The sequence below is a fragment of the Mixta sp. Marseille-Q2659 genome (assembly GCF_940807255.1).
Lineage (GTDB): Bacteria > Pseudomonadota > Gammaproteobacteria > Enterobacterales > Enterobacteriaceae > Mixta.
Window position 1 is genome coordinate 21,291 of sequence record NZ_CALNWY010000009.1, and the last position, 21,705, is coordinate 42,995.

General features: G+C 56.5%; 22 protein-coding genes and 1 pseudogene. 12 read left to right on the forward strand and 11 right to left on the reverse strand.

Going from position 1 to position 21,705, the window contains the following annotated elements:
* On the reverse strand, positions 1-243 hold the full coding sequence (gene nrdH, locus P3C52_RS08680) for a glutaredoxin-like protein NrdH (RefSeq protein WP_275554620.1): 243 nt from the start codon (positions 241-243) through the stop codon (positions 1-3).
* Positions 244-625: 382 nt separating this feature from the next.
* On the opposite strand from nrdH, the gene P3C52_RS08685 reads away from it, so the two are divergent.
* The 4 genes from P3C52_RS08685 to P3C52_RS08700 all read left to right on the forward strand — a co-directional run bounded on the left by P3C52_RS08685 (position 626) and on the right by P3C52_RS08700 (position 4,076).
* Positions 626-961: a DUF2002 family protein gene (locus P3C52_RS08685; protein ID WP_275554621.1), complete on the forward strand. Its 336-nt coding sequence runs from the start codon at positions 626-628 to the stop codon at positions 959-961.
* Positions 962-1,147: 186 nt separating this feature from the next.
* The gene (gene mmuP / locus P3C52_RS08690; RefSeq protein ID WP_275554622.1) at positions 1,148-2,557 is read left to right on the forward strand and encodes an S-methylmethionine permease; all 1,410 of its coding nucleotides are present in this window, start codon (positions 1,148-1,150) and stop codon (positions 2,555-2,557) included.
* A complete protein-coding gene (gene mmuM / locus P3C52_RS08695) occupies positions 2,547-3,482 on the forward strand; it encodes a homocysteine S-methyltransferase (RefSeq protein WP_275554623.1) in 936 nt (311 codons plus the stop codon). The genes mmuP and mmuM overlap by 11 nt, the downstream gene beginning before the upstream one ends.
* 171 nt (positions 3,483-3,653) lie before the next feature.
* The gene (locus tag P3C52_RS08700) at positions 3,654-4,076 is read left to right on the forward strand and encodes a hypothetical protein (protein ID WP_275554624.1); all 423 of its coding nucleotides are present in this window, start codon (positions 3,654-3,656) and stop codon (positions 4,074-4,076) included.
* 146 nt (positions 4,077-4,222) lie between these two features.
* Here P3C52_RS08700 and speG read toward each other — a convergent pair whose 3' ends face one another.
* Both speG and P3C52_RS08710 read right to left on the reverse strand, forming a co-directional pair.
* On the reverse strand, positions 4,223-4,771 hold the full coding sequence (gene speG / locus P3C52_RS08705; RefSeq protein ID WP_275554625.1) for a spermidine N1-acetyltransferase: 549 nt from the start codon (positions 4,769-4,771) through the stop codon (positions 4,223-4,225).
* 74 nt (positions 4,772-4,845) lie between these two features.
* Positions 4,846-5,025, reverse strand: a complete 180-nt coding sequence (locus P3C52_RS08710) for a DUF2158 domain-containing protein (protein ID WP_275554626.1) — start codon at positions 5,023-5,025, stop codon at positions 4,846-4,848.
* A gap of 163 nt (positions 5,026-5,188) precedes the next feature.
* On the opposite strand from P3C52_RS08710, the gene P3C52_RS08715 reads away from it, so the two are divergent.
* The 3 genes and pseudogenes from P3C52_RS08715 to fhuE all read left to right on the forward strand — a co-directional run bounded on the left by P3C52_RS08715 (position 5,189) and on the right by fhuE (position 8,964).
* Complete coding sequence (locus P3C52_RS08715; RefSeq protein WP_275554627.1) at positions 5,189-5,620, forward strand: OsmC family protein; 432 nt, start codon at positions 5,189-5,191, stop codon at positions 5,618-5,620.
* A 251-nt stretch (positions 5,621-5,871) separates the two neighbouring features.
* The gene (locus P3C52_RS08720; RefSeq protein WP_275554628.1) at positions 5,872-6,336 is read left to right on the forward strand and encodes a DUF1456 family protein; all 465 of its coding nucleotides are present in this window, start codon (positions 5,872-5,874) and stop codon (positions 6,334-6,336) included.
* 445 nt (positions 6,337-6,781) lie between these two features.
* Positions 6,782-8,964, forward strand: a pseudogene (gene fhuE / locus P3C52_RS08725) (ferric-rhodotorulic acid/ferric-coprogen receptor FhuE).
* Positions 8,965-9,187: 223 nt separating this feature from the next.
* Here the strand turns inward: fhuE and P3C52_RS08730 are convergent.
* From P3C52_RS08730 to P3C52_RS08740, 3 genes are all read right to left on the reverse strand, one after another.
* Positions 9,188-9,868 (reverse strand): type 1 glutamine amidotransferase domain-containing protein, encoded by a 681-nt coding sequence (locus P3C52_RS08730; protein WP_275554629.1) that lies wholly within the window; start codon positions 9,866-9,868, stop codon positions 9,188-9,190.
* Between the two features lie 109 nt (positions 9,869-9,977).
* Positions 9,978-10,583, reverse strand: coding sequence for a TetR/AcrR family transcriptional regulator (locus P3C52_RS08735; protein WP_275554630.1), 606 nt, complete (start codon positions 10,581-10,583; stop codon positions 9,978-9,980).
* A gap of 182 nt (positions 10,584-10,765) precedes the next feature.
* Positions 10,766-11,686 carry a LysR family transcriptional regulator gene (locus P3C52_RS08740; protein WP_275554631.1) on the reverse strand — a complete coding sequence of 307 codons (921 nt, stop codon included), beginning with the start codon at positions 11,684-11,686 and terminating at the stop codon, positions 10,766-10,768.
* A gap of 97 nt (positions 11,687-11,783) precedes the next feature.
* Between P3C52_RS08740 and P3C52_RS08745 the strand changes: the two genes are divergently transcribed.
* From P3C52_RS08745 to P3C52_RS08760, 4 genes are all read left to right on the forward strand, one after another.
* Complete coding sequence (locus P3C52_RS08745) at positions 11,784-12,653, forward strand: oxidoreductase (protein WP_275554632.1); 870 nt, start codon at positions 11,784-11,786, stop codon at positions 12,651-12,653.
* Between the two features lie 137 nt (positions 12,654-12,790).
* Positions 12,791-13,135, forward strand: coding sequence for an antibiotic biosynthesis monooxygenase (locus P3C52_RS08750; protein WP_275554633.1), 345 nt, complete (start codon positions 12,791-12,793; stop codon positions 13,133-13,135).
* The gene (locus tag P3C52_RS08755) at positions 13,125-13,868 is read left to right on the forward strand and encodes a sulfite exporter TauE/SafE family protein (protein WP_275554634.1); all 744 of its coding nucleotides are present in this window, start codon (positions 13,125-13,127) and stop codon (positions 13,866-13,868) included. The genes P3C52_RS08750 and P3C52_RS08755 overlap by 11 nt, the downstream gene beginning before the upstream one ends.
* A 68-nt stretch (positions 13,869-13,936) precedes the next feature.
* A complete protein-coding gene (locus P3C52_RS08760; protein ID WP_275554635.1) occupies positions 13,937-14,641 on the forward strand; it encodes a metalloregulator ArsR/SmtB family transcription factor in 705 nt (234 codons plus the stop codon).
* 135 nt (positions 14,642-14,776) lie between these two features.
* Here P3C52_RS08760 and P3C52_RS08765 read toward each other — a convergent pair whose 3' ends face one another.
* A complete protein-coding gene (locus tag P3C52_RS08765) occupies positions 14,777-15,658 on the reverse strand; it encodes a LysR family transcriptional regulator (RefSeq protein ID WP_275554636.1) in 882 nt (293 codons plus the stop codon).
* A 122-nt stretch (positions 15,659-15,780) separates the two neighbouring features.
* Here P3C52_RS08765 and P3C52_RS08770 point away from each other — a divergent pair, with 122 nt between their 5' ends.
* Positions 15,781-16,506, forward strand: coding sequence for a pirin family protein (locus tag P3C52_RS08770; RefSeq protein ID WP_275554637.1), 726 nt, complete (start codon positions 15,781-15,783; stop codon positions 16,504-16,506).
* Between the two features lie 169 nt (positions 16,507-16,675).
* On the opposite strand, the gene P3C52_RS08775 is transcribed toward P3C52_RS08770, so the two are convergent.
* From P3C52_RS08775 to P3C52_RS08790, 4 genes are read right to left on the reverse strand one after another with little or no spacing between them, the layout of a single operon-like run.
* Positions 16,676-17,500 (reverse strand): alpha/beta hydrolase, encoded by an 825-nt coding sequence (locus tag P3C52_RS08775; protein ID WP_275554638.1) that lies wholly within the window; start codon positions 17,498-17,500, stop codon positions 16,676-16,678.
* Between the two features lie 48 nt (positions 17,501-17,548).
* The gene (locus tag P3C52_RS08780) at positions 17,549-19,174 is read right to left on the reverse strand and encodes an MFS transporter (RefSeq protein WP_275554639.1); all 1,626 of its coding nucleotides are present in this window, start codon (positions 19,172-19,174) and stop codon (positions 17,549-17,551) included.
* A complete protein-coding gene (locus tag P3C52_RS08785; RefSeq protein ID WP_275554640.1) occupies positions 19,161-19,580 on the reverse strand; it encodes a DoxX family protein in 420 nt (139 codons plus the stop codon). The genes P3C52_RS08780 and P3C52_RS08785 overlap by 14 nt, the downstream gene beginning before the upstream one ends.
* Positions 19,581-19,585: 5 nt before the next feature.
* Positions 19,586-21,460: an amidohydrolase gene (locus tag P3C52_RS08790; RefSeq protein WP_275554641.1), complete on the reverse strand. Its 1,875-nt coding sequence runs from the start codon at positions 21,458-21,460 to the stop codon at positions 19,586-19,588.
* Between the last annotated feature and the right edge of the window lie 245 nt (positions 21,461-21,705).

Below are 21,705 nucleotides of genomic sequence, written 5' to 3' on the forward strand. Positions count from 1 at the left end.
TTAACCCTGCGCCCGCTGCGGCTGCGCCAGGCGCATCAGCTTATCGGGACGGAAACCGCTCCAGTGATCGCCATCGGCCATCACCACCGGCAGCTGGCGATAGCCCAGCGCCTTCAGGTTTTCGATAGCGGCCGGCTCATCATCAAGGTTAATCAGCTGATAGGTGAGGCCCTGCTTATCCATGATGTTTTTGGTAGCCGTACACTGCATGCAGTTGTTTTTAGTGTAAATAGTAATGAGCATGATTCGTATTTCCCTTTTACGTCCTGAAGCATCACCTTCAACGGCGCTATACAGGCGACGTCATTTTGATACAGGCACAACAGGTAGTGTGTTGGTGGTAGTGTGAATACTAGATGTGGATTTTTTGATTTTCAACCACGCAAAGTTCAGGCCTAACGGCAAATAACCGCACAGAGCGCGTCAGCGCTGGTAAAAATTTTTTGGTCGTCATTTTCGCGTTTTGTTTAAACATTTTCCTTCTCCCTTTGCTGAATAACGTAATACTTAGTGTTGAACCATCGCCGATAAGCGAAGCGGGCAGGCTTTCTGGATAATTCTGAATGCTCCCGATAGTCACGCTGTTGTAAGGTTGCGAAGCTTTATAAGATAGAGAGGATTAAGCATGTATTTACGACCAGATGAGGTGGCACGCGTTCTGGAAAAAGCTGGCTTTGAAATGGATACCGTGACGCCGAAAACCTATGGTTACCGCCGTGGCGAAGACTATGTTTACGTCAACCGCGAAGCGCGCCTGGGGCGAACCGCACTGGTCATCCATCCGACGCTGAAAGAAAAAAGTCTGAACTATGCTGACCCGGCGTCAGAGATTAAAACCTGCGATCACTACACCCATTTTCCGATGTATCTGGCAGGCGATACGCAGGATCATTATGGTATTCCGCACGGCTTTAGCTCGCGCGCTGCGCTGGAACGCTACCTGCAAAGCATGTTTGACTAATTACCCCTTCGAGCCATTTTCTGTCCTTAACCGTTGTTCCCCGTAGCTTTTCTGGATGCGGGGAAGCGCCGTCTTTCTGTTCGCTGCCGCTAAACCCATATCGTTTGTCACGTTGCATTCTGCCGTCAGGGCAGGTATAAATCTTGCCACATTTAGAAGTTTAGACGTCCATACGGATAGACAATCATGCAGTCAGAACAGCCGCAAGGCGGACAATTCAAACGCAGTATGAAGGCGCGCCATCTGGTGATGCTGTCGCTGGGCGGTGTGATCGGCACCGGCCTCTTTTTTAATACCGGCTATATCATTTCTACCACCGGCGCGGCGGGCACGCTGCTCGCCTATCTGATCGGCGCGCTGGTGGTCTGGCTGGTGATGCAGTCGCTGGGCGAACTGTCGGTAGCGATGCCTGAAACCGGCGCATTCCACGTTTACGCCGCCCGCTATCTCAGTCCGGCCACCGGCTATACCGTCGCCTGGCTCTACTGGCTGACCTGGACCGTGGCGCTGGGCTCCAGCCTGACGGCGGCGGGCTTTTGTATGCAGTACTGGTTTCCGCAGACGCCGGTTTGGCTCTGGTGCCTGATCTTCTGCGTGGCGATTTTTCTACTGAATGTGATTTCTACGCGCTTTTTCGCCGAAGGCGAGTTCTGGTTTTCATTGATCAAAGTGATCACCATTCTGGCGTTTATTATTCTCGGCGGCGGTGCGGTCTTCGGCTTGATCCCGCTGAAGGATGGCACGCCCGCGCCTTTTTTCCATAACCTGACCGCCTCTGGCTGGCTGCCGCACGGCGCGCTGCCGATCCTGATGACGATGGTGGCAGTCAACTTCGCCTTTTCCGGCACCGAACTGATCGGCATCGCGGCGGGCGAAACGGAAAATCCGCAGAAAGTGCTGCCGCTGGCGATCCGCACCACCGTGGCGCGCCTGATTATTTTCTTTATCGGTACGGTATTAATTCTGGCGGCGCTGATCCCGATGGATCAGGCGGGCATTGTGAAAAGTCCGTTTGTGCTGGTTTTTGAAAAGATCGGCATTCCCTGGGCGGCGGATATTTTCAATTTCGTGATCCTGACAGCTATCCTGTCGGCGGCCAACTCCGGCCTCTATGCTTCGGGCCGTATGCTCTGGTCGCTCTCCAATGAAGGCACGCTGCCGCGCTGCTTCTCGCGCCTGACGAAACGTGGGATTCCGCTGGTGGCGATCGGCGCCAGCATGTTGGGCGGGCTGCTGGCGCTGTTCTCCAGCATTGTGGCGGCCGATACGGTTTATGTGGCGCTTTCCGCTATTTCCGGCTTCGCCGTGGTAGCGGTCTGGCTCAGCATCTGTGCATCTCACTATGCGTTCCGTCGTCAGCATCAGCGAGAAGGGCGACCGCTCTCTGAACTTAAATTTCGTGCCCCCTGGTTTCCGCTGACGCCGATCCTGGGGTGTGTCCTTTGTCTGCTGGCCTGCGTCGGGCTGGCGTTCGATCCTGAACAGCGCATTGCGCTCTGGTGCGGTCTGCCGTTTGTGGCGATCTGCTACGGCGCCTACTGGCTGACACAACGTAAAAAGCGGGAAAGCGCTAAGGAAACAGAACATGCTATTTGATCCCATTGCCGATCTGCTCAAGCGTCACGGCACGCTGATTCTCGACGGCGCGCTGGCGACAGAACTGGAGGCGCGCGGCTGTCAGCTTGCCGATGCGCTGTGGTCAGCAAAAGTGCTGATGGAAGATCCGCAGCTAATTTATCAGGTTCATTACGACTATTTTGCCGCCGGGGCGCAGTGCGCAATTACCGCCAGCTATCAGGCGACGCCGCAGGGCTTTGCGGCGCGTGGATTAAGCGAGCTGCAGGCGCGCGAGCTGATCGTGCGCAGCGCGGAGCTGGCGCTGCGGGCGCGGGAAGATTATCTGGCACAGCAGCCGCAGGCCGCACCGCTGCTGGTGGCCGGATCGGTTGGCCCGTACGGAGCGTTTCTGGCCAACGGCGCGGAGTATCGCGGCGATTATGCGCTGCCTAAGGCGGAGATGATGGCGTTTCATCGTCCGCGCGTTGAGGCGCTGGCGGGCACCGGCATCGATCTGCTGGCCTGCGAAACGCTGCCTTCTTATGCCGAGCTGGAGGCGCTGGTAACGCTGCTGGCGGAGTTTCCCACGCTGCCCGCCTGGTTCTCCTTTACCCTGCGCGACAGCGAACACCTGTCCGACGGCACGCCGCTGACGAAGGTCGCTGCGCTGCTTAACGACTGCCCGCAGGCGGTAGCGCTGGGCATTAACTGTATCGCGCTGGAAAAAGTGACGCCGGCGCTGGCAACGCTGCGTGGTCTGACCGCGAAGCCGCTGCTGGTCTATCCCAACTCCGGTGAGCAGTACGATGCAGTCAATAAAAGCTGGCACAGCGCGCCAGCGGGCTGTTCGCTGAAGGATAAGCTGGCGGAGTGGCAAACGACGGGCGCGCAAATTATTGGTGGCTGCTGCCGCACCACGCCGCAGGACATTGCTGCGCTGGCTCGCTGCTGCGCTGCGCAATAATCAAGGCTCAGCTTGCGCCTGGAAAGGATGCCGGGCGCAAGCAAAGATCGGCGTTATGGCTTATTGCCTTACTCTCTGCTGAATTCCCGCCCGGAAAGGTTTTGGCGCGCTAAGGAAAAGCGCCGCGCTGCCGATTACACTAATACCAAACCGTAAAATTCAGGAAAGCGTATGAAACGCCTGTTACTGGCGCTGGCGGCGGCATCGCTGCTGAGCGGCTGCGCCACCATTGTTGGCTCGGAAACCCAAAGCGTGCGTATCGATTCGATTCCGCCAGGGGCGACTTTTGTCGTACAGGATGAAACCGGTCGTCCGGTAGCGCAGGGGATTACCCCGAAAACCGTGGTGCTGGAAAAGTCCAACGGCAGCTATTTCGGTAAAAAAAGCTATCTGGTGATGATGGAAATACCGGGCTATGTTCCGCTGACGGTGCCGCTCAGAGAAAAGGCGAACCTCTGGTATATCCTCGGCAATATCCCACTGGGCGGTTTCCCCGGCTGGCTGCTGGTCGATCCCTTTTATGGCGGCATGTATAACATCGAACCGGCGCAAATTCAGCCCGTTATTAATCCTGTTGGCGCACGCGGCGGCTGATAATGGATTCGGGGCCGCGCGGAGACGTTCACCGCGCGGCGATGGTTCGGAGCAGGCTTTTGTCTGCACGGAAAGCCCGCTTGCTGTACGGTCAGTCGGGCCTTCAGCGTTACATGTTGATATTTCTGCCAGCGTTAGCCGTCCTTTTACTGCGCGGTCGGCTTCACCATCGCGCCGGGATTGGTTTTATGCTTCTGCAGATACTGATGCTGGAAAATGCACATGCGGATGGTATTGCGGTATTCGCCGTTAATAAAAAATTCGTGCCGCAGCACGCCCTCAATTTCAAAGCCCAGCTTGCTGTAAATATGAATCGCTTTTTCGTTCTCCTGATCGACGATCAGGTAGAGTTTATAGAGATTTAATACGGAAAAGCCGTAATCCATCGCCAGTTTCGCCGCCCGGCTCGCCAGGCCTTTGCCCTGATGCGTTGGGTCGATAATGATTTGAAACTCGGCGCGGCGATGCACATGATTAATTTCAACCAGTTCCACCAGCCCGACTTTCTCGCCGTCGTTTTCCACCACAAAGCGGCGCTCGCTCTGATCGTGAATATGTTTGTTATAAAGATCGGACAGCTCGACAAACGCCTCGTAAGGCTCTTCAAACCAGTAACGCATGACGCTGGCGTTGTTATCCAGCTGATGCACAAAATGCAGATCCTCCCGCTCAAGCGGCCGTAATTTCACGCTCATACAGACATCCTGGTAAACAGCTTTAATTCACATTAATGCAAAACAGCAGCCGGAATGATTCCGGCTGCACAGCATCAGCACACGCCGAAATCACCCTCTTCATGATAGATATTGACCGAGCTGGCCGGGATTTCGATCTCTTTTTTATCGGCATCGTCAACACGGGCGCACCAAAGCGTTTCGCCTTCTACGCGCAACACCTGCATTTTCGGGCCGCCAGTCTTTGACTGCACAAAATCATCTTTCTGGAACATCTCAACTCTCCATCATTCTTTATTGGTTACATTTTTCCTCAGTCCGGCAGGCAAGGCGCGGTCGGGCTGGAGGCGTGTGATGTTGTTATAACGTTGTTGCCGACAGGTGATACGCAGCGGGCTAACTATACTGATAGTACATTTCAGCGAAACAGGAGGAAAGATGACCATTCATAAGAAAGGGCAGGCCCACTGGGAAGGCGATCTTAAACGCGGTAAAGGCACCGTCTCTACCGAGAGCGGCGCATTAAGCCAGCAGCCCTACGGTTTCAACACCCGCTTTGAAGATCAGCCGGGCACCAACCCGGAAGAGCTGATTGGCGCGGCGCACGCCGCCTGCTTCTCGATGGCGCTGTCAATGATGCTGGGGCAGGAAGGGCATACGCCGCAGAGCATTGATACCACGGCGGATGTCTCGCTGGATAAAAAAGGCGAGGGCTTTGCCATCACCAGGATTGCGCTCGACAGCACCGTTAAACTGCCGGGTATTGATAGCGCCGCGTTTGATGAAATTATCAATAAAGCGAAGGCGGGCTGCCCGGTTTCGCAGGTGCTGAATGCCGAAATTACACTGAACTATAAGCTGGAAAACTAACGTTTCCTCTTGCCGCTCTGCATCAGCAGGGCGGTACTTTGCTGTCCTGCTTCCTGCTTCCTGCTTCCTGCTTCCTGCTTCCTGCTTCCTGCTCCTTGTTCTTTGATCCTTTTCCGCTCATTGGCGAAACCGTGTCTTCGCAGCGCAATGCACCCATTTCCCGCGTGGGAAACCGATAGTTTTCCTCGTCATCAGCGCAGAGATCGCTATACTGCCCGCTTTAAACGCCGGAAGGTTAAGAGGTCATCGCGATGATGAATAACGACGTACTGCGTAGCCTGCGCTACACGCTAAAACTGAATAATAACGATATGGTCGCGATTATGGCGCTGGCCGATACGGCGGTAACGGCAGAACAGATCGCCAGCTACGTATTAAAAGAGGATGAAGCAGGCTTTGCGCCCTGTCCCGACGTGGTGATGAGCTGTTTCCTGAACGGACTGATCTACCATAAGCGCGGAAAAGACGAGAGCATGCCGCCGCTGAAGGTCGAGCGCCGCATGAATAACAATATTATTCTTAAAAAACTGCGCGTCGCCTTTGCCCTGAAAACCGATGATATTCTGGCGATTCTGACTGCTCAGCAATTCCGTATTTCTATGTCAGAAATTACGGCAATGATGCGCGCGCCGGAACATAAAAATTATCGCGAATGTGGCGACCAGTTTCTGCGCTATTTCCTGCGCGGCTTAACGGCGCGTTTGCGTCCGGCTTAACGGCCCGTCAGTACCCAGCTTTATGATCCGTCTGCGTCCGACACCGGGCGCAGTGTTCAGCGCCATCCTCTCACTCTCCTTTTTGCCAAATCACCGCTTAACCATTGCCAACCTTGCTTCAGGTTTAACGCCCTTGATCAGCAAAACTGCCGCTTCCCCAACGCTTCCTTAATACTCATTTACATTCTGAATGAAAATGATTAAATTTCTCATTCTCAGTGATGACGGCGAAATTATTGCTCATGAATTAATTTCATCTGCCAGGTGGCCAGGCGGCCAGGCGGCCAGGCGGCCAGGCGGCCAGGCGGCTCACGCCAGAATGAATATGGTGAAAAACTGCTTTACTGGCCCAGGCAAAACCGCCTCAAGCGTAGCGCTTCTTCTGCTTCAGACAGGCTGAAACGGTCGGGCAACGGAAAATAATAAAATCTCGCAAAGGTAAGCTATGTTTTTGACTTCAAGTAATAACCGGGAAAAATGTGCGTCAGTGGGCCGACGCGTAAGCTGTCTGGCCGCCTTAATTGCCGCAGCGCTCTATGCGCCAGCAACCCTGGCCGCGCCGCAGGAAGAAACGATGGTTGTCGATGGTGCCAGCGAAAGCGCGGACAGCACGCAACAAAGCGATTACAGCGTGCCGGTTACCGAAGCGGGCACCAAAATGACCCTAACCGCGCGCGATATTCCGCAATCTGTCAGCATCATCAGCAAGCAGCGTATGCAGGACCAGCAGCTGCAATCCCTCGGCGACGTATTGAAAAATACCACCGGCATTACCGAAAAGATTGCTGACCTCGACCGCAGCACCTTTTATGCACGTGGATTTATGATCGACAACTACATGGTTGATGATATTCCTACCGTGTTTGAGGAGAACTGGAACCTTGGCGATGCCGCTTCCGATACGGCGATTTACGATCGTATCGAAGTCGTGCGTGGCGCGACCGGCCTGATGAGCGGCGCGGGCAACCCGTCCGCTTCGGTAAATATGGTGCGTAAGCACGCCGACAGCCGCGAATTTGTTGGCAACGTTTCTGCCAGCTACGGCAGCTGGGATAAACAGCGCTATGTTCTTGATCTTTCCGCGCCGTTAACCGATTCCGGCAATGTACGTGGCCGCCTGATCGCCGGCTATCAAGACAGAGACAGCTATATCGATCGCTACAGCAACAACAGGAAATTTATCTATGGCGTGCTGGATGCGGATCTGACCGATGCAACGACTTTATCCGTTGGCTACGAATATCAGGAAACCAATGCTGACCGTCCAACCTGGGGCGGCCTGCCGCGCTGGTATACCGACGGCAGCCAAATTAGCTATGACCGCAGCGACAATACCGCGCCGGACTGGGCCTACAGCGATACCGAATCAAGAAAGGTCTTCGCTACGTTGAAGCAGCGCTTCGATAACGGCTGGCAGTTCACCCTGAACGGCACCCATGCGGAAACCAAGCTCGACAGTAAAATGCTGTATATCGACGGCTTCTTCGATAAAAACACCGGACGCGGCGTCAGCGCTTACGCGAATTATCCGGTCGTTGGCGGCACCGGCTATAACACCGGCACGCGCAAGGTTCATGCGTTTGATGCTTTCGCCAGCGGCCCTTATCAGCTGTTTGGGCGCCAGCATGAGCTGGTGGCGGGCGTAAGCTACAGCCGCCAGAACAACCGTTATATGAACGCTTTTGCTAATATTTCCTCGGATGAACTCGGCGACTATAACAACTGGGATGGCAATTTCCCGGAAACTAACTGGGGCGAGCTAAGCCTGGCGCAGGAAGATACGGTGCATCAGAAATCCGCTTATACCGCGACGCGGATTTCACTGGCCGATCCGCTGCATCTGCTTATCGGCGCGCGCTATACCCAATGGAGCGCCAGTACGCTGACGCAGAATGTGGAAAAGAATCGCGTTACGCCTTATGCCGGTCTGATTTATGACATCAACGATACTTGGTCCGCTTACGCCAGCTATACCTCCATCTTTAATCCGCAAACCAAGCGTGACCTCAGCGGCAGCTACCTGGCGCCGGTGACCGGCAAAAACTATGAAACCGGCGTAAAAGCGGATGGCTGAACAGCCGTCTGACGACCTCAGTGGCAATATTCCGCGTTGAGCAGGATAACGTTGCGCAAACCACCAACCTCTATATTCCGGGCACGGCGGAACAGGCTTATTACGCCGCGCAGGGCACGGTCAGCAAAGGCGTTGAGTTTGAGGTGAACGGCGCGGTTACCGATAACCTGCAAATGACCTTTGGCGCGACGCGCTACGTGGCGGAAGATGGCGATGGCAATGCCGTCAACCCGATGCTGCCGCGCACCAGCGTGAAATTGTTCGCTGCTTATCGACTGCCGATGCTGCAGGATCTTACGCTGGGCGGCGGCGTCAACTGGCAGACCCACGTCTGGCAAGATGTTGCCGCGCCGGAAGGCAACGGCACCTGGCGGGCGGAGCAGGGCAGCTATGCGCTGGTCAACCTGTTCGGACGCTATCAGGTCACCAAACAGTTGTCGGTGCAGGCTAACCTGAATAACCTGTTCGATAAGTCCTACGACACCTATGTTGGGCAATATCTGGTGTACGGCGCGCCGCGTAACGTCTCAGTGACCGCCAGCTACCAGTTCTGATCGCCATAACAAAAATGGCTCCCTACGGGGGCCATTTTTACTGATAAAGCGTCCAGACGAAAATTTGCGGCCTTCCGTAAAGACGCAACGACCGTTATCCATGACCGGCTTGCCCAGCGCGCGCCAGGGCAGGGGATGCTTTACGGCTTGCCGGGGCCTTTCTCGCCTTAACTTCAGGTTTCGCCTGTGGCTGACCTCAACAAACCGCCTGAAGCGCTATCGATTAATGAGCGATCTGCTTCAGTAAAAGCTCCGCGGTTGCGGCCGAAGAGGTCGGGTTCTGACCAGTAATCAGCAGGCCATCGATAACCACGTAAGAACTCCAGTCATCGCCTTTAGAATAACGTCCGCCTTTAGCAATCAGTTCATCTTCCACCAGGAATGGCACCACGTTTGTCAGGCCGACCGCTTCCTCTTCACTGTTGGTAAATCCGGTGACTTTTTTACCTGCAACCAGCGGCTTGCCGTCCGGCGTTTTCACATGGCGCAGCACGCCCGGCGCATGGCAGACCAGCGCAACAGGTTTATTGGCCGCCAGGAAAGACTCGATCAACGCGATGGAATGGTGATCTTCAGCCAAATCCCACAGCGGGCCATGGCCGCCGGGGTAAAAAACGGTGTCGAAATCGGCTTGCGAAACGCTGTCAAGCCGGACAGTGGAAGCGAGCTGGGCGGTGGCTTCAGCGTCAGCCTCAAAACGGCGGGGCAGTTCAGTTTGAAACATCGGCTCATTGCTTTTCGGATCTAAAGGCGGGTTGCCGCCTTTCGGTGAGGCTAGGGTAATGGTCGCGCCCGCATCTTTAAAGGCGTAATAGGGTGCGGCCAGCTCTTCCAGCCAGAAGCCGGTTTTACGTCCGGTATTGCCCAGTTGATCGTGAGAAGTCAGTACGATTAATACGTTCATGGCGTGTTTCCTGATTGAGGTTAAAAGCATATATAGTATAAGTAGACCAGTCGTCTTAAAACTTGTTTCAAAAAAACGCCCGCAGGCGCTCTTTATCTGGCAGCCCGGATTAAGCGGGCTGGTTAAGCAATTTTTCGGTAGTGGACAGCGCCGCATCAAACGGCTGCGTGTCGCGCATGATTTTTACCATCACGCTGGCGCCCAGCCAGAGTTGATAAAGGCTCTGCGCCAGCGCGTCAGGATCGTTGGTGACCTTAAGCGAACCTTCCGCAACACCAGCTTTAATCGCCGCCGCGATATTCTGAGTGATGGCGGCCGTACCGCGTCGCAGTGATTTGCGCATCGCCTCTGACAAATCGGCCACTTCCGCGCCCAGCTTCACTGCCAGACATTTACCCTGGCAATCCTCGAACGACTGGTTATCGCGCCACTGACGGAAATATTCCATCAACCGTTGCGGTACCGTCAGATCCTCTCTGGCAAAAAGAGCCGTCATTTCAGCCAGGTAATCCTCAAAGTAATAATCCAGCAGCGCCTCGCCGAAAGCCTCTTTAGAACTGAAATAGTTATAGAACGAGCCTTTTGGCACTGAGGCGGCCGTCAGGATCTCATTCAGCCCAACGGCTGAAAACCCTTTGGCGGCCATAATGCGGTAGCCGGCATCAAGGATGTTCTGTCGGGTTCCGGCATTTTTCTGTGCAGTTGTTTTGTTCATGAAGTAACCTTAGCCTTAATTAGACCGGTCGTCTACAAAAATTCAGTTTATTTTTTCATCTAACGCCGCAGCCCTGGTTTTGCTGGGCAGGCCAGCAGGATTTTACAGGGTTTCCATGGGGTAAATGCGAGCTTTATCAATGCTTTTAAATAATTCTGCCTGTTTGTTCCCGACGGCGGCTTTTAATCAACAGCCGTCGCTGGCGCAGAAGTATTAAGTTCACGCACATAATCGATAAAGGCCCGCAGCGGCGCCGGAACCAGCCGACGGTCATTGTAATATAACCAGGGGCCGGTAAAGCTCAGCCACCAGGGCTGTAAAACCGGCTCCAGTTTGCCGCTGTCAAAAGCCGGGCGCAGCCACTCTTCAAAAAGATAAACGATGCCGCCGTTGGCAATCGCCGTATCGACGGCAAGATCCATTGCGCCGCCAACGCTGACTATCAGCGAACCCTTGACCTCCAGAGTGACCTTTTCGCCGTCGCGCTCAAACTCCCAGGCGGGCATTACGCCGCTGGCATAGCGTCCACGCAGACATTGATGCTGCATCAGATCGCGTGGATGCGCCGGACGACCGTAGCGCGCCAGATAATCGGGCGCAGCGCCAGCGGCATAACGCTGCCGACGCGGACCGATGGGCAGCGCCACCATATCCTGCTCAAGGCGCTCCTCATAACGAATACCGGCATCGCAATCGGTGCGAAAAACGTCCTGAACGTTACTCTCCGCTATAACCTCCAGCCGGATCTCTGGATAGCGTTGCAAAAAGCCGGGCACAATGGCGGGCAAGACCAGCCGCGTCGCGCTTACCGGCACGTTCAGCCGCAGCGTACCGGCAGGCCGTTGACGCAGCTGGTTAACGGTATCCAGCGCCGCTTCTATTTCATTCATTGCAGGCAGCAGCCGCGCCAGCAATGTTTTTCCCGCTTCCGTCAGGTTGACTGTACGCGTGGTACGGTTAAAAAGCCGGACGCCCAACTGCTGTTCAGCGCGCCTGACCGCGTCACTCAGGCTCGATGCATTACTGCCCGTAACGCGCGCGGCTTCACGAAAGCCTCCCGCCTTCGCTACCGCCACCACGGCATGAAGCAATCCTATATCCATTGTCCGCCACCTCGTACAGCCTGTCGCTATTTTGCCGGATAGTTGCACGCGGGCGGCGGGATTACAATCAACACAACCCACAAAGAGGAGGCTATCTATGTTACCGTCCACGCTGACTTATCATCTCGGCAGCCGTCAGGTTAATCGTCTCGGTTATGGTGCAATGCAGCTCGCCGGGCCCGGTGTATTCGGCCCGCCAGCGGATGAAGCTCGCGCGATTCAGGTGTTACGCGACGCCGTTGCGGCAGGCGTGCGTCATATCGATACCAGCGACTTTTATGGCCCGCACATCACCAATCAGCTCATCAAAAAAGCGCTGCATCCTTATCCTGACGATTTATGTATCGTTACGAAAGTCGGCGCCCGGCGTGATGATAAGGGCGGCTGGCTGCCTGCGATGAGCGCGGCTGAGCTAACGCAGGCGGTAGAAGATAACCTGCGTTATCTGAAGCTGGAGACGCTCGAGATTGTTAATTTGCGCAGCATGTTAGATGTGCATCAGCCAAAAGAGGGGAAGCTGGACGCGCAACTGGAGGCCTTAATCAGGTTAAAAGATCGCGGGCTGATCCGTCATATTGGCCTGAGTAACGTGACGGCCACGCAGGTCGCCGAGGCACAAAAAATGACCGCCATCGCCTGCGTACAAAACCTTTATAACCTCGCGAATCGGCAGGACGATGCGTTGATTGATGAACTGGCCCAACAGAATATGGCTTACGTACCGTTTTTCCCTCTAGGTGGCTTTGCGCCTTTACAATCTGAACAGCTTAACGATATCGCTGCTGCGCTGGGCGCGACGCCCATGCAGGTTGCGCTTGCCTGGCTGTTGCAGCGTTCCCCGAATATTATGCTGATCCCTGGCACCTCATCGCCCCAACATTTGCAGGAAAATCTGGCCAGCGCGCAGCTGGTGTTACCGGCAGAAAGCGTGGAGCAGCTGAACAAAATAGGGCAGCGTAATACTTAACCGCACTGGCGACCGGGAAACAGGCGGTGACGCATGCCGGAGCCGCTGTCAGATCGGACAGCCATATTTCGTTTCCCAACGAAGCAACTCTCTGTCAAAGGCGGCATGCTGGGCTTCCGAATATGAAGGAGCCGATTATGTTTGCCGTTATTTTTGAAGCCGCGCCTTTTCCCACGCAGCGTCAGCGCTATTTAACCCTGGCAGCGGAACTAAAGCCGCTGCTAAACCATATCGACGGGTTTATTTCCATTGAGCGTTTTCAGAGTCTGACTCAGCCGGAGAAAATTCTGTCGTTGTCCTGGTGGCGTGATGAGGCAGCGGTTATCGCCTGGCGTCAGCAGATAGCGCACCAGGCGGCCCAGCGGGAAGGGCATGCAGAGATCTTTAGCCACTATCGATTACGCGTGGCGGCGGTGGTGCGAGACTATGGCAAAACCGATCGCGCTCAGGCACCGAAACAGGGAGCCGATAATGGAATATAATCTCGCAATCTTGCTGTTAGCCTGCCTGACCTTTCTGCTTGCGGGGCTGGTAAAAGGCGTGACCGGTATGGGATTGCCGACGGTAGCGATGGGCATACTGGGCTCGTTACTTTCGCCTTCCACTGCCGCTGCGCTGCTACTGCTGCCATCGTTAATCACCAATATTTTCCAGTTGGGCGGCGGCGGTCATGCGATAGCTCTGCTGCGCCGCCTTTGGCCGATGCAGGTGGCGATCGTGATTTCTACGCTGTTCAGCAGCCAATGGCTGGCAACCGGTCATAGCACCGGTACGCAACTGGCATTGGGCGTCGCGCTGGTGGTTTATGCGCTGTGGACGCTGGCCGGACGCGCCTTTTCCGTTTCTCCGCGAGCTGAACGCAACCTTGCGCTACCGGTTGGTATGGTGACTGGGTTGCTCACTGGCGCTACCGGCGTATTTGTCATGCCCGCTGTGCCCTGGCTTCAGGCGCTGAGGCTGGAAAAAGATCAGCTGGTGCAGGCGCTGGGCATCTCTTTTACCAGCTCCACGCTTGCGCTTGCTGCCGGACTGTGGTGGCATGGCGCTCTACACTCCACCTCGCTGGGCGTATCGGGATTGGCGGTGATTCCGGCGCTAATCGGACTGTTTGCCGGACAGCGGCTACGGCGGGTTATCTCTGCACCGGTATTTAAACGTTATTTTCTGTTCTGCCTGCTTGGGTTGGGGCTTGAGATGACGATCCGTGCCTTATAAAAAGCAAGGGCAGGCCGGAGGCGTATAAGCGCGCTGCGGTCTTTTTTACGCTAAAGGGCAGCATAAAAATGGCTTTACGCAGCGAAAAAAGAGACGTTCAGGACGATTTACGGCCGGAAGATTTGCTGGCGGCAACGGCTGCGGTGATGGCCGATAAGTCGCGTGTTCGTATGCTGTGCGTATTGATGGACGGCCGCGCCTGGACCGCTACGGAGCTGGGGGCCGCCGCCGATATTTCCCCTTCGACCGCCAGCGCGCATTTGGCAAAACTTACCGAGCAGCGCTTCGTGGTGTGCCTGGCGCAGGGACGGCATCGTTATTATCGGCTAAGCAGCGCAGAGATTGCCGAACTGCTGGAAAGATTAATGGGAGTTTCCTGGAACGGGCAGAATACGCCGCGCATTACTACGCCCGATTACCTGCGTCGCGCCAGAACCTGTTACGACCACCTGGCAGGGGAGATTGCCGTCAACCTCTACCAGCGTCTGGTTGAACGCGCCTGGCTAACGGCGGATGGCAGCGCCCTGACCATACCGGGAAAGGAGGCGTTGGCGGTATTGGGGATTGTTACGGAGCAAGGTTCCTCACGCAGAAAATTCAGCTGCGCCTGTCTGGACTGGAGCGAACGTCGCTATCATCTTGGCGGCGCGCTGGGGGCCGCGCTGCTCAGTGGATTTGAAAAGCAGCGCTGGATAGTAAAAGATTTGGGCAGCCGCTGCGTTCACATCACTGCTAAAGGTGCCAAAGGTTTTAAGCACCATTTCGCCCTTTAGCGTTTCATGCTGGCGGCTTATAGATAAAATTCGATGGCCGCCAGAGGCTTTATCCGGCGACTTAGCGCCTGCCAGCGCTGCGATATGTGGCCGATTTTTTCCTGAGGCGCCCCAAAACGTCAGAAACCGCCAACCTTACAAAAACGTCAGCTCCGCCGCCAGAAACGCTAAAAAGGCGCGGTTAATCTCGCTGCGCTGCCGATGCTGCGGGTAAACGGCATATAAACCCAGCGGCGAAGGCCAGTATTCTTCCAGCACCGTTATCAGCTCGCCGCGCGCAATAGCAGGCGCGATAATAAATTCCGGCAGTAAAACCAGGCCCATTCCGGCGACGGCGGTGTCGCGCAGCATTTCGCCGGTATTGCTGATTACCGGGCCGCGCACCTCAAACAGTTTGCTTTTGCCCTCCAGGCACAGCTCCCAGCCGCTTTGCCCTTCGCGCCCATAGCGCAGACAGGCGTGTTGCAGCAGATCTTCCGGCGCGCGCGGCGTACCGGCGCTCGCCAGATAAGCCGGACTGGCACAGATCACGCGCTTCAGTTCGCCCAGGCGGCGGGCGATCAGCGTCGAATCCGCCAGTTTGCCGATGCGGATCGCCATATCAAAGCCTTCGCCAATCACATCCACATAACGATCGGCCAGCTCGGTTTGCAGCTGAATGGCCGGATGCTGCTGCAGAAAACGCGCTAACAGCGGCGAAAGGTGGCTCATGCCAAACGACATCGGCATGCTGATGCGAAAAGGACCGTGCAGTTCCTGGCGTCCGGCGGATACCGCCAGCTCCGCCTCCTGAATATCATCCAGAATACGCTGCGCATGTTGAGCAAAAACCTGTCCCGATTCGGTCACCGACAGCTTGCGGGTATTACGCATCAGCAGCTGGGCTTTTAATGAGGCTTCCAGCGCCGCCATGCGTCGGCTGACATATTGCTTGGATAACAGCAACTGCTCGGCTGCGGCGGTAAAGCTGCCAGCCTTCACTACCGCCATATAAATTCGGAGATCTTCAATCTGCATATTGTCCACTAATCTGTGACAGTGATTGCCATTTCAGCTCATTGTTGAACAAACAGGTTTACGTGTAACCTCTTTTCATCGCAAGGGCAAACACATTCACCGCATACATTAAGGAACACATCATGATTGAACAACGACTGTCAAACCAACGCGGACTGGGTAATCACGGCTGGTTGAATTCACGTCACACCTTCTCGTTCGCCAACTACTGGGATCCGAAACAGACCGGCTTCTCCGATCTGCTGGTAATTAACGACGATCAGGTGGCACCTTCTCGCGGATTCGGCAGCCACGCGCACAGCAACATGGAGATTATCTCTTATGTGCTGGAAGGGGCGCTGGCGCATAAAGACTCCATGGGAACCGGCTCGGTGATTGTTCCCGGCGACGTGCAGCTGATGAGCGCCGGATCCGGCGTGACCCACAGCGAGTTTAATCATGCCGACAATGAATATGTCCATTTCCTGCAGATCTGGGTCGTTCCGGCGGAAAACGGCACGGAACCGGGCTATCAGCAGATGTCGGTGCCGGAAGCGGAAAAACGCGGCAAGCTGCGCCTGATCGTCTCGCCGGATGGCCGTCATGATTCGCTGCGCATTCGTCAGGATGTGAAAATCTACGCGGGCCTGTTTAACGGCGCGGAGCAGGATACCATTACGCTGGACGACGATCGTTACGCCTATATCCATGTTGCTCGCGGCAGCGTGACGGTAAACGGCATCGTCTTTAACGCTGGCGATGGTGCGCGCGTTCGTGATGAAAAAACGCTGACCTTTAGCGGCGGCGAGGAAGCGGAAGTGCTGTTCTTTGACCTGCGTCCGCTGGAAGTCAATCATCCAACACGTTAACGCAACGGTGTAAGAGGATAGCGGACATCCTCTTACAAACGACCACTGAACCCAGGGCGCCCTGCGCAGACACCTGTCTGCTTTAAAGGGGATGCCTGGCATCCCCTTTTTTATCGCTCACTGAAAACCGCGTCCTGCGGATGCGGCAATCACGTCGCCTTCTGTGTTCTTACTTATGCGCCTGCAGAAACGCCAGCAGATCGTTATTCAGCTGATCCTGATGCGTGACGGCAAAACCGTGTGGGCCGTTGTCATACACTTTCAGTTCGGCGTTGGCGATCATTTCCGCCGCCACTTTACCGGTAGTTTCAAACGGCACGACCTGATCGTTGCTGCCGTGGATCACCAGCGTCGGCACATCAATTTTCGCCATATCCGGGCGGAAATCGGTTTCGGAGAAGGCGGTCACGCAGTCCAGTGTGCCTTTCAGCGAGGCCAGCAGCGCAATATTCAGCGTCTGAGTCAGCACGCCTTCGGAAACCGTCTGTCCGGCATTGGTGCCGTAAAAAGTCGCGGCGAAATCGCTGATAAACTGCGCGCGATCTTTAAGCAGACCGTCGCGAATACCGGCGAACACGCTGAGATCCACGCCCTGCGGGTAATCTTCCGCTTTGCCGAAAATCGGCGTTACCGCGCCCAGCAATACCAGCGCCGCCACACGCGCGCTGCCGTAGCGTCCGATATAGCGTGTAACATCACCGCCGCCCATTGAGAAGCCGACCAGCGTCACCTCCTGCAGATCCAGCGTCATAATCAGATCGTTAATATCAGAGGCGAAAGTATCGTAATCGTAACCCTGCCACGGCTGATCGGAACGGCCAAAACCACGGCGATCGAAGGCAATAACACGATAGCCGCGCTCGGCGAGGAAATTGAGCTGGCTGTCCCACATATCCGCATCCAGCGGCCAGCCGTGGCTGAACAGTACCGGTTTGCCTGTGCCCCAGTCTTTGTAATAAATCTGGGTGCCATCCTGTGTTCTGAAAGTACTCATAAAAAAATCCTCATTTTCGTTATTTAGCAAAGGTTATGGTTCTGATTATCAGGCGCCGGGAGCGACAAGATAACGCACGGCAGGCGGCCGCTCGCCGCGATGAAAAGCCTGAACCCGCTGCTGAATTTTCAGGTCATTCATCGTATGGCGTTCATGCTGCCTGAGATGTTCAATCCATGAACCGACAACAAAGGTTTCGACAAAAATGCCGGGCTGCTGCACATCTTCATACACCGACCAGCTCAGCGCGCCGCCGCGTCGCCGCACCCGGCGTATTTCCTGAATACAGACGGTGAAATCATGGGCATCGACGGGATCGATAAGGTATTCATAGGCAACCATTACCGGCCCACGCTGATGCGCGATCGCCAGATCCGGCGCGATCTCGCCCGCGCCGCTGATCTCCAGGTTTAAATCGGGATCTTTATTTAACCGCCAGCGCAGTCCGGTGAGACAGGCCAGCAGCATGCCTGCCGTCGCCGCGCAAAGCGCTACCGGAATGGTGAAATGCGACGCCAGCTGGCCCCAGATGGCGCTGCCTAACGTCATCGCGCCGAAGAAGAAGGTCAGGTAAACCGCTAATGCTCTGGCTTTAACCCACTTTGCCGCGCTGCGCTGGGCGCCCAGGTTGAGCGTGGACAGCACCGCGATCCATGCAAAACCGGTAAAAAACTCAAAGGCGTTCAGCAGCCAGAAATGACGGATAAAGGCCAGCGCCAGCATGGTGGCGGCGAACAGCAGACTGGCCAGCAGCATCAAACGATCGGGATCAAAACGCTGGCGTAAACGCGGCAGCACGACAGCGCCGCAGATAGCGCCAATGCCGATACAGGCCAGCATAATGCCGTAACCGCCAGGACCGAGGCCCAGTTCGCGCCGCGCCACTAACGGCAACAGCGCCCAGCCTGCGCTGGCGAACAGAAAGAAGGCGACGGTGCGCACCAGCACATTGCGCAGCACCGGCGCGGCATGGACATAGCGCAAACCGGCGCGCACCGCCGGGAAAAAGTGTTCCGGCGGCAGGCGCTGAATGGTCGGCTGCGCCTTCCAGCGGTATAGCACCCAGGCAACGCCCAGCACCGACAGCGCATTAAGCATAAACACCATCCACGGCCCGGCCAGCGAGAGGATAAAGCCGCCCAGCGCCGGGCCGATGGCGCGGCTGATATTGATGCCAAGCGAATTCAGCGCAATCGCTGAGCCCAGCTCACTTTTCTCCACCAGATCCGGCACGATGGCCTGGAACGGCGGCGAACTCATCGCCGCGCCGGTACTGAGCAGAAAGGCAGCGATCAGCAGCACGGTTGGCGTCACCTGGCCGGTAAGCGACAGCACGGTCAACCCGACGGCGGCGATAAACACCCAAAGCTGCGAAAACAGCAGATATTTACGGCGATCGACAATATCGGCCATTACGCCGGAGGGCAGGGCGAACAGGAACATCGGCAGGCTGCTGGCAGCCTGGACCAGCGCCACCGCCAGCGGATCGGCGCTCAGCGTCAGCATGCTCCAGTTAATGCCGACATCGTTCATCCACGAACCGATATTCGACACCACTGTGGCAATCCACAGAATGCGGAACACCGGCTGACGCAGCGGCTGCCAGGAGGAGGCGTGCGCCGCTGGCGCGGCGGCCTGCGCGGTCGCTGCATGAACATCATTAACCTGCGCCATAGCGATACTCCTTTTTCCTCAGCGAGCCCGTCCGCCAGTTGCCCGGCCCGGCGATCGCCAGCGTGGCGAACATAATCAGCAGCAGCCAACCGAATTGCCCTTCGGCAATGCTCCAGTGTGGATGGACAAACAGCATCGCCACCAGCAGCACGCCGATAATCGGCAGACAGGCCAGGCGCGTACCGATCCCCAGGATAATAAAGATCGGGCAGATCACCTCCGCCGCGATCGCGGGCAACAGACTCGTCCAGGGGCCAAGCCCGAACGGATCTTCAATCCGCGCGAGTTCCGCGCTGAAATGCAGCACCTTGGGCAGGCCATGAACCCAGAGCAGCAGCAGGCTGCCGCTCAGACGCAGGAAAAACAGCCCCGCATCGATACGGGGCGTTACGTTAGCGTTTTTCATAAGTATCAGAAGGCGAAGCAGCTACAGCCGAGCGCGCCCCAGAAGGCGTTCTCGTCGGCAACCGGAATGGAAGAGGCGCGCGCCGTATCGTGCTGATGCTGATGAACGCCGCACGGGCCGCTGCAGTGGTGAACGGCGGGCATCATCCCAACGCGGTTGGCCTGCGGCGGCGCGCTGCGATAGTGGCCTGGCACCTTCGTCACCGGCGACCACTCCGGCAGAACCGGAATGGAAGGCGGCGCTTCAGCGGCAAAGCCGCCTGCGGCGTAGACAATTTTGCCATCGACTACCGTCAGCACCGACTCGATCCCCTTGATCTCCTCCTCCGGCACGCGGAAATAATCTTTGCTCAGTACCGCCAGGTCAGCCAGCTGGCCCGCTTTAATCTGGCCTTTTTTCCCCTGTTCGCTGGAGAACCAGGCGCTGCCCTGTGTCCAGAGCATCAGCGCGGTATTGCGATCCAGCCGGGCGTTAACGTCATACATCTGCATGCCGCCGACGGTGCGGCCGGAAACCAGCCAGTAGAGCGCGGTCCAGGGATTGTAGCTGGCGACGCGCGTGGCATCGGTGCCCAGCCCGACCGGCACGCCGGTTTCCAGCATGCGCGCGACCGGCGGCGTGTGGCGGGTGGCCTCAATGCCGTAACGCTCGGCGAAATATTCGCCCTGGAACGCCATGCGGTGCTGCACCGCAATGCCGCCGCCCAGCGCTTTAATACGATTGATATTCGCCTGGGTAACGGTTTCCGCATGGTCGAAGAACCAGTGCAGGCCGTTAAACGGGATCTCGCGATCGACCTTTTCGAACACATCGAGCATGCGGCTAATCGATTCGTTATAAGTGGAGTGCAGGCGGAACGGCCAGCGATGCTCAACCAGATGACGTACCACGCGCTCCAGCTCATCTTCCATGCCCGGCGCTAAATCGGGACGTGGCTCAAGGAAATCTTCAAAATCGGCGGCGGAAAAGACCAGCATTTCACCCGCGCCGTTGTGACGGAAAAAGTCGCTGCCCTGGCCCGGCGTCAGCATATCGGTCCACTTCTCGAAATCTTCCAGCTCGTGGCCGGGGCGTTGGGTAAACAGGTTATAGGCGATGCGGATCGTCATCTGCTGCTTCTGGTGCAGCTCGGCAATCACTTCATAATCTTCCGGGTAGTTCTGGAAGCCGCCGCCCGCGTCGATGGCGCTGGTCAGGCCGAGACGGTTCAGCTCGCGCATAAACTGGCGCGTGGAGTTCACCTGCTGCTCCAGCGGCAGCTTCGGCCCTTTCGCCAGCGTGGCGTAGAGGATCATGGCGTTAGGGCGCGCAATCAGCATACCGGTCGGATTGCCGTTGCTGTCGCGCTGGATCTCGCCGCCCGGCGGGTTCGGCGTATCTTTGGTATAGCCGACCACGCGCAGCGCGGTGCGGTTAAGCAGGGCGCGATCGTAGAGATGCAGAATAAAAACCGGCGTATCGGGCGCGGCCTCGTTAATCTCATCCAGCGTTGGCATCCGCCGTTCGGCAAACTGAAACTCCGTCCAGCCGCCCACTACACGCACCCACTGCGGCGACGGCGTGCGCAGCGCCTGCTCTTTCAGCATACGCAGCGCGTCGGCCAGCGACGGCACGCCTTCCCAGCGCAGCTCCAGATTGTAGTTCAGGCCGCCGCGAATCAGATGCAGGTGGGAGTCGTTCAGGCCTGGAATGGCGGTATGGCCGGTTAAATCAACCACTTTGCTGCCTTCGGCGTGATACTGCATCACCTCGGCTTCGCTGCCGACCGCCAGAAATTTACCGTCGCGGATCGCCACGGCATCGGCGAGGGGTTGCTCTCTGTCAACCGTATGGAATTTACCGTTAATTAAAATCAGATCTGCTTTACCGAGCGGAACCATAGTTCCTCCTGTCTGAAATGTCCGGGAAAGGCGCCAGGCCTGGGGACAAAAAGGCGTGTTGGACACACGAAGTTGGCGAGATTATGGTCAGCAGCGGAAAGCAGCGTCTATTATACGAACGTATAGTTATACACAGAGATAATAGCCCGCCCGACAAACCCCTTTTACTATTCCCTCCGACATCTGGTCTGCGGCAATGCACCTTTTCGATCGCGACCGGTTTTCTTCCGCCATTGCGGACTCCT